This window comes from uncultured Rikenella sp. (genome assembly GCF_910577125.1).
GTDB lineage: Bacteria > Bacteroidota > Bacteroidia > Bacteroidales > Rikenellaceae > Rikenella.
In genome coordinates, this window is sequence record NZ_CAJTMN010000103.1 from 1 (window position 1) to 6,722 (window position 6,722).

Annotated in this window: 5 protein-coding genes; 3 read left to right on the forward strand and 2 right to left on the reverse strand. The window is 60.7% G+C overall.

Annotation, left to right across the window (positions count from 1 at the left end; translation table 11 throughout):
- Positions 1–96: 96 nt before the first annotated feature.
- Complete coding sequence (gene rpe / locus QZ292_RS08950) at positions 97–747, reverse strand: ribulose-phosphate 3-epimerase (protein WP_294600708.1); 651 nt, start codon at positions 745–747, stop codon at positions 97–99.
- Between the two features lie 88 nt (positions 748–835).
- On the opposite strand from rpe, the gene QZ292_RS08955 reads away from it, so the two are divergent.
- Both QZ292_RS08955 and QZ292_RS08960 read left to right on the forward strand, forming a co-directional pair.
- A complete protein-coding gene (locus QZ292_RS08955) occupies positions 836–2,530 on the forward strand; it encodes a hypothetical protein (RefSeq protein ID WP_294600711.1) in 1,695 nt (564 codons plus the stop codon).
- 6 nt (positions 2,531–2,536) lie between these two features.
- Positions 2,537–4,462 (forward strand): RecQ family ATP-dependent DNA helicase, encoded by a 1,926-nt coding sequence (locus QZ292_RS08960; RefSeq protein WP_294600713.1) that lies wholly within the window; start codon positions 2,537–2,539, stop codon positions 4,460–4,462.
- 840 nt (positions 4,463–5,302) lie between these two features.
- On the opposite strand, the gene QZ292_RS08965 is transcribed toward QZ292_RS08960, so the two are convergent.
- On the reverse strand, positions 5,303–5,518 hold the full coding sequence (locus tag QZ292_RS08965) for a hypothetical protein (protein ID WP_294600716.1): 216 nt from the start codon (positions 5,516–5,518) through the stop codon (positions 5,303–5,305).
- Positions 5,519–5,560: 42 nt separating this feature from the next.
- Between QZ292_RS08965 and pssA the strand changes: the two genes are divergently transcribed.
- Complete coding sequence (pssA, locus tag QZ292_RS08970; protein ID WP_294600719.1) at positions 5,561–6,286, forward strand: CDP-diacylglycerol--serine O-phosphatidyltransferase; 726 nt, start codon at positions 5,561–5,563, stop codon at positions 6,284–6,286.
- Positions 6,287–6,722 lie beyond the last annotated feature (436 nt).

Below are 6,722 nucleotides of genomic sequence, written 5' to 3' on the forward strand. Positions count from 1 at the left end.
AGCGTAGCTAACTAAAAGTCTTTTGGGTACCTTTTCTTCAGAAAAGGTACGGTTCGGTACTGTAACCAAAAATTGTGCTTGCAACAACTACGGTGATTATGCTTCGATCAGCTGTTGGATGGCCGCCACCGGATCCGGCGCACCGAAGACCGCGTTTCCCGCCACCAGCACATCCGCCCCCGCCGCGAACAGCTGGGCCGCATTGTCCGTGTTCACTCCCCCGTCCACCTGGATCAGCGCCGGGCTGTTTTTTCTCAGGAGCAGGTCTTTCGTCCGGCTGATCTTGTCCAGCGCCGAAGCGATGAACCGCTGTCCGCCGAAGCCCGGATTGACGCTCATGATCAGGATCATGTCCGCCATTTCGGCCACCTCCTCCACCGCGCACACCGGCGTGTGCGGATTGAGCGCCACCCCCGCCCGCATCCCCGCGTCGCGGATGGCCTGCAGCGTCCGGTGCAGATGCGTCGAAGCCTCGACATGCACCGTCAGGTAGTCCGCCCCCGCCGCTCGGAAATCGGCCACGTAGCGTTCCGGCTGCACGATCATCAGGTGGACGTCGAGCGTCTTGTCCGTAGCCTTCCTCAACGCCTTGACGACAGGCAGCCCGAAGCTGATGTTCGGCACGAACACGCCGTCCATCACGTCGAGGTGGAACCACTCGGCGCGGCTGCGGTTTACGGTTTCGGCCGCGTCGCCCAGGCGCAGGAAGTCGGCCGACAGAAACGAAGGAGATATAATGCGAGGCATTTGCTTAAAAAATACAGTCGAATGAATGCGAAAAGCAAAGGTACGATTAATTTGTGTAAATTTGTTTGACGGCAGATCCTGGATCTTTATGAAAGGTGGTAGACATAGGATAGTTGGCTGGGGTTTGATTTTCGCCCTGTTTTTGCTGGCCGGTTGCGAGTCGGAGGATGATCCGTGGAGCATTTGGGGAACCGGCGGAGGCGGTGGGGGGCGGCCCGAAGCGCCGCTGAAGGCCGATATTCGGGTGGTGGTCACTCGGAAAGAGAGGAAGAAGGTCGAGGTGCTGCTGATTCCGGGTCGGACGATGCCGGCGGGGAGGTATCGGCTGGGGGTTTGTTATCTGTGCGATGTGGATCCGTCTCGGCGGTTGCCGGAATTTGGGGACTATGAGGGGGTGGGCGATCCGAATCGGGAGAATCGTTATACCGTTTATTGTTCTTCGACGGAGACGCTGGTCGTCGTCCGGGCTTTTGCCCGAACTTCGGATGGGAAGACGTATTATGGGGATTACGTGCAGGTTTTTCCGGGAGTGGAGGGCGGGGCGTGGGCTGTGCCGGCGAAGCCGCAGTGGGAGCTGGAGGAGGACGGGTCGACCGTGAGGATCGAATCGTCGGTCTCGGGCGAGGTGACCGGGACGATCAAAAAGCGGGGCTTTTGTTTGGGGAGACCGGGCACGACGCCGGAGAAGTCGACCGCTCGGTTTCCGGTGGAAGAACCGTTTCAGATTCGGATCGATACCCTCAGACGAGGGATACAGTATGCCGTATGGGCCTATCTGGAGGACGATTTGGGGATTCGGTACAGCGACTCGACCCAGGTTCGGATCGTGGTTCCGGAGTGGCTGCCCGAGGTGGAGACCGCCGGAGGAGCGACCGTTTGGGTTCGGCAGATAACGGCCGGCGGGCGGGTGACGGAGACGCACGGCGGGCAGGTGCTCGGGGCGGGGATCGAGTGGCGCGAGGCGGAGGAGGATTTCAAAAGCGACGTTACGTCGTGGCGGACGGTGAAACCGGCGGCGGACGGGACGTTTTCGATGACGCGGACGGTGGGTCGGGCAGGGATGTGGTATTACCGGGCCTTCGCCACGACCGAGTACGGAACGGGGTACGGCGAGGTGCGGTCGGTGGAGGTGCCGCCGTACGACCGGTATCTGCCTGTGGTGCGGACGGACGAGAAGCCGGTGAGCTATACGGCCGCTACGGCGATCGTTTCGGGCGAAGTGCTTTCGGACGGCGGGGTGGGAATCACCGAACGGGGATTCTGTCATAGTCCTTTTTCCGATCCGAAGGTGGAGAACTCGCCGGTGCGGGTGAGCGGCACGACCGGGCGGATGACGGCGCGGATCGAGGGGCTGCCGATGGACAAGACCTATTATTATCGGGCTTATGCCCGGAATGCGGCCGGGACGACTTATGGCGAGGTGCGGAGCATCCGGATTCCGTCGAAAGAGTTCCAGGTGGAGTTCCGCGACCTCGAAGCGCAGGTGGCTGCCGACGGATCGGTTACCTTCCGGGTGCGGGTGGCCGACGCTCGGGGGCAGAAGTTCCGCGAGCGGGGATTTTGTTGGGATGACGCGGGGTATGGAACGCCGGACGTTTCGGACAACAAACAGAAAACCGGGTCGTCGTCCGGTTCGTCGTACGAGGTGAAGGTCCGCGCGTACGAGCTCCGCAAAGGAGTGAAATATCGGGTGCGGGCCTATGTGATTGCGGAAGACGGGACGGTTTGGTACAGCAGCGCTTGGGTGTCCGACGCCGTGTACTTCACCGTGCCGGAAAAGTAACCGACAATGATGGCGGATATTCAGCAGATACTCGAAAAATACTGGGGTTACCGGACATTCCGCCCCCTTCAGCGCGAGATTATCGAGTCGGTGCTCGCCGGACGCGATACGGTCGCCCTGTTGCCCACCGGAGGCGGTAAGTCCCTGACCTATCAGGTGCCTGCGCTGGCGCTGCCCGGGGTGACCATTGTGATCACGCCTCTGATCGCCCTGATGAAAGACCAGGTCGATGCCCTTCGGCGGCGCGGCGTGCGGGCCGTGGCGATCCACTCGGCCATGTCGGCCCGCGAGATCGACATCGCGCTGGACAACTGCGTGTATGGCGATGTGAAACTGCTCTATATCGCTCCCGAACGGATCGAGACCCGGATTTTTCATACCCGTGTGCGCAAGATGGAGGTGGCGCTGGTGGCGGTGGACGAGGCGCACTGTATTTCGGAGTGGGGGTATGATTTCCGACCCTCTTACCTGCGGATCGCCCGCCTGCGGGAGTGGCTGCCCGGCGTGCCGTTTCTGGCCGTCACCGCCACAGCGACGGCGCTGGTGCTGGAGGATATCCGGCGGCATTTGGAGCTGGACGATCCGGCGGTGTTCCGGGGCTCGTTCGCGCGGCCGAACATTCGGTTCGTGGTGCGCAACAGCGAGAACAAGATCGACCAGATGTTGCGTGTGATCCGGCGGGTCGAGGGCTCCGGCATCGTTTATGCCCGTACGCGGAAAGCCACCGAAGAGATCGCGGCGGTGCTGACCGGCGAAGGGATTGCGTCCGATTTCTACCATGCCGGTCTGGGGTTCCGGCTGCGGGCCGCCAAACAGGAGGCGTGGCTGCGGGGCGAGGTGCGGGTGATCGTGGCCACCAATGCTTTCGGGATGGGGATCGACAAACCGGATGTGCGGTTCGTGATCCACGAACGGATGCCCGACTCGCTGGAGGCTTACTATCAGGAGGCCGGCCGGGCCGGTCGGGACGGCCGGACTTCTTACGCCGTGCTGCTCTACAACGGGATGGACACGACGGCGGCGCGGCGGCGCATCGAGACGGCCTATCCGCCGCTGGAGACGGTGCGCAAGGTCTACGAAGCGATTTTCAACCACTTGCAGGTCACGATAGGCGGGGGACGGGAGGCGGTGTTCGATTTCGACCTTCAGGAATTCTCGACGCGCTTCAAACTCTTTCCCCTGACGGTTTTCAATTCGATTAAGTTGCTGGAGCTGAACGGATACATGACGCTGACGGATGTGCTGGACAATCCGACCCGGATCATGTTCCGCATGTCGCGCGAGGAGCTCTACAAATTGCGGGTCGACCGGACGGAGCTGGACAGCTTCTTGCAGATTCTGCTGCGGCTCTACACGGGGTTGTTCACCGAGTTCGTGGCGGTGGACGAGGCCTATCTGGCCCGGATGTCGGGGTACACGGAGGTGCGGGTCAAGGAGTTGCTCTACCAGCTTTCGGTGATGCGGGTGATCCGTTACATCCCCCGGCGGAGCTCGCCGCTGCTGATCTTGCACGAGGAGCGGCTGCCGGTCGGGGATGTGGCGATCGCTCCGGCTACCTATCACTGGCGTCGGGAGATGGAGGAGTTGCGGGGTGCGGCGATGGCCGAATATGCCGAGAACGATTCGCAGTGTCGGAGCGTGCTGTTGAGGGAGTATTTCGACGAGCCACATCCGGAACCGTGCGGCGTTTGTGACGTCTGTTTGTCGCGTCGTGCGGATGAGATGTTTCGGGCGAGCGATGCTTTCGGACGGATCGAGGCGGACATCGTGCGGGTGTTGAAAACGGTTCCGCCCGGCAGATCGATGACTCTGCGTGCTTTGCTGGCCGCAGTGGAGGGTCGTCCGACGATGGTTTTGACGATGTTGCGCCGGTTGTTGGCAGCGGGGCGGGTGTGCCAGCTGAGCGACGGCGGGATGATGTTGAGCGAGTAGACCCCGTGGCCTATCCAGAGAACGGGGCGAAGAATTGGGCTGAGCTGAAAAGTGGAAATGCGGAGCATTTCCCGTCCACGGGACGTGGGGCCCGCGCGGCCCGAGCGCAGTACCCTCAAACTAAGCCCGCGCGCCACGCCTTAAGAGGAAAATCATTCAAAAGCGAGTTACGCTTTTGAATAAGATTTTCCAAGGCGCGCGGAAAATGAAGTGGCGGAGCGACAGCGGAGCCGCAGTGAGTCGGACACGGGGCAATGCTTTGGGCTGAGATTGTTCTTCTGGCGCGAAACCGCAAACGGTTTTCGCGCCGCGTTGGGCCGAGTAGAGGGCGGAGAAACGGGCCGAACTGTCGCCACGTTTTGCTCTTAGCTCTTGCGGTTCGCAGAATCGCCGGTCTTGTCGCCCAAGCCGCGTAGCGGCTTCGGGGGGATGGGCGACAGGCCGAATGGGGAGGCGGATTAGGCGGAGAGTTGGACTGCTGTTGGCTGTGGGTTGGGCGGGGATTGTCGGGTCGGAGCCAGCGTGGGCCCAACGAGCTTTGCGAAGTTGCGCCCTACGCCTGGGGTGGCTCCGGCCCGCGCGACCTTGCGGGTCGCAGGGGTTCGACCTTGTTCTTGTCCGTGGTCTTGGTCGCGCGCCTTGGGAAATCTTGTTTCAGTCGCCCGCAGGAATTTTATCTCGATTTTGCTCACCGCAAAACGAGTGAAATTCCTCTTTAAGCGGGGCGGGCGACTGTCGAGCTTCGAGCCGGACGGAACTGCCCTGCGCGGGCGGCGTCCGGGTGACCCCGGCGGGACGGAGCGATGCTTGCGCATCGCTAAGGCCGTGTCTGCCCTCTGTTTATTCCGAGAGGCAACGCAACGGAAGACCGAAGGCACGGCCATGTGCGGCGGCACACGAATTATGTCCCCCTGTACTCGCAAAAAGAAATATCCCATAGATGCCGCTGACCGAGGCAGAATAGCAGCAGCCGTAATCACCGACGCTCCTCGGCACCCCGTCTGCGTTGTAGCGGTAGCCCGGGGCGGGGGAGGATGAAAAGAATATTGTGTACATTTGCCTCCGATTCGGGCCACCCTTCCCGACCCCTGAAAACGTATGAAAAGAATCATAGCATTCATTCCTAATCTCTTGACACTGTGCAATCTGCTTTCGGGTTGCGCGGCGATCTCCGTGTTGTTTTTCAAACAGGATTTCCAACTGGCGTTCTGGTTGGTGATCGCCGCCGCCGTGTTCGATTTCTGCGACGGAGCGGTCGCCCGATTGCTCCGCGTCAGCTCGCCGATCGGCAAGGAGCTCGATTCGCTGGCCGATATGGTCAGTTTCGGACTCGTTCCGGCATCGGTTGTTTATATGTTGCTGTGGCTGACGCGATTTGTGTGGGAAGGGACGCAGTGGTTGCCTTATGTCGGGTTCCTGATTGCGGCGTGCTCGGCATTGCGGCTGGCCAAGTTCAATATCGACGAACGGCAGCACGAAGAGTTTCGGGGCTTGCCGACACCGGCGTGCGCACTCTTTTTCGTTTCGCTCTCCATGATGGTGGCACAGGTGTGGTGGGTGGCTCATCCGGTGATGCTCATCGGATTGACCGTGATTTTTTCGGCTTTGCTGGTGTGCGATATACCGATGTTTTCGTTGAAATTCAAAACGTTGGGGTGGAATGGGAATGAACTCAGATACGTTTTTCTGATATTTTCCGTTTTATTGATTGCTGTTCTGCGTTTGGCGGCTCCGGCGGTGATTATTGCGGCTTATATTTTGGTTTCGACCGTTCGTTCGATCGTTTTGCGGAGATGTGCAATCGGTTGTAAATCTGTGGAATAAGGATTTTTGGGAATTTTTGTACCTTTGTCGCCGCTTGGAGAGGATTTTGTCGGAGGTCGGGAGCGCGAACAGAGAACGGGACAAGGAGTAGGGGTATAGGCTGCCGCAGCAAAACGTAAGTTTTGCCCGTCCACGGGACGTGGGGCCCGGCCGGCCTGAGGCCAGTCGAAGCTCGACCGCGCGCCGACGCCTTAAGAGGCGATTCAACTGTTTCGGCGACGAGCCGAAATAGAATGAATCGCCCAGGCGTGCGTAGAAATGCACACAGCGGTGGAGCGATAGCGGCGCGGGGGAGGCGCGCCGAGGACGAATAGGCTAAGACTTGGGCGATGTATGTGGTTGTGGGTTGGGAGAGGCAGGAGCGGGCCGGGGCCAGCGAGGCCGGAAACGAGCTCCGTCGAGTTGCAGGCCTACGCCGGGGGTGGCTCCGGCCCGC

What these genes read in the sequence shown, in the direction of transcription:
- pssA (WP_294600719.1), top strand. Translation starts at nt 5,561, where the DNA reads ATGAAAAGAATCATAGCATTCATTCCTAATCTCTTGACACTGTGCAAT.
- rpe (WP_294600708.1), bottom strand. Translation starts at nt 747, where the DNA reads ATGCCTCGCATTATATCTCCTTCGTTTCTGTCGGCCGACTTCCTGCGC.
- QZ292_RS08965 (WP_294600716.1), bottom strand. Translation starts at nt 5,518, where the DNA reads ATGTACACAATATTCTTTTCATCCTCCCCCGCCCCGGGCTACCGCTAC.
- QZ292_RS08955 (WP_294600711.1), top strand. Translation starts at nt 836, where the DNA reads ATGAAAGGTGGTAGACATAGGATAGTTGGCTGGGGTTTGATTTTCGCC.
- QZ292_RS08960 (WP_294600713.1), top strand. Translation starts at nt 2,537, where the DNA reads ATGATGGCGGATATTCAGCAGATACTCGAAAAATACTGGGGTTACCGG.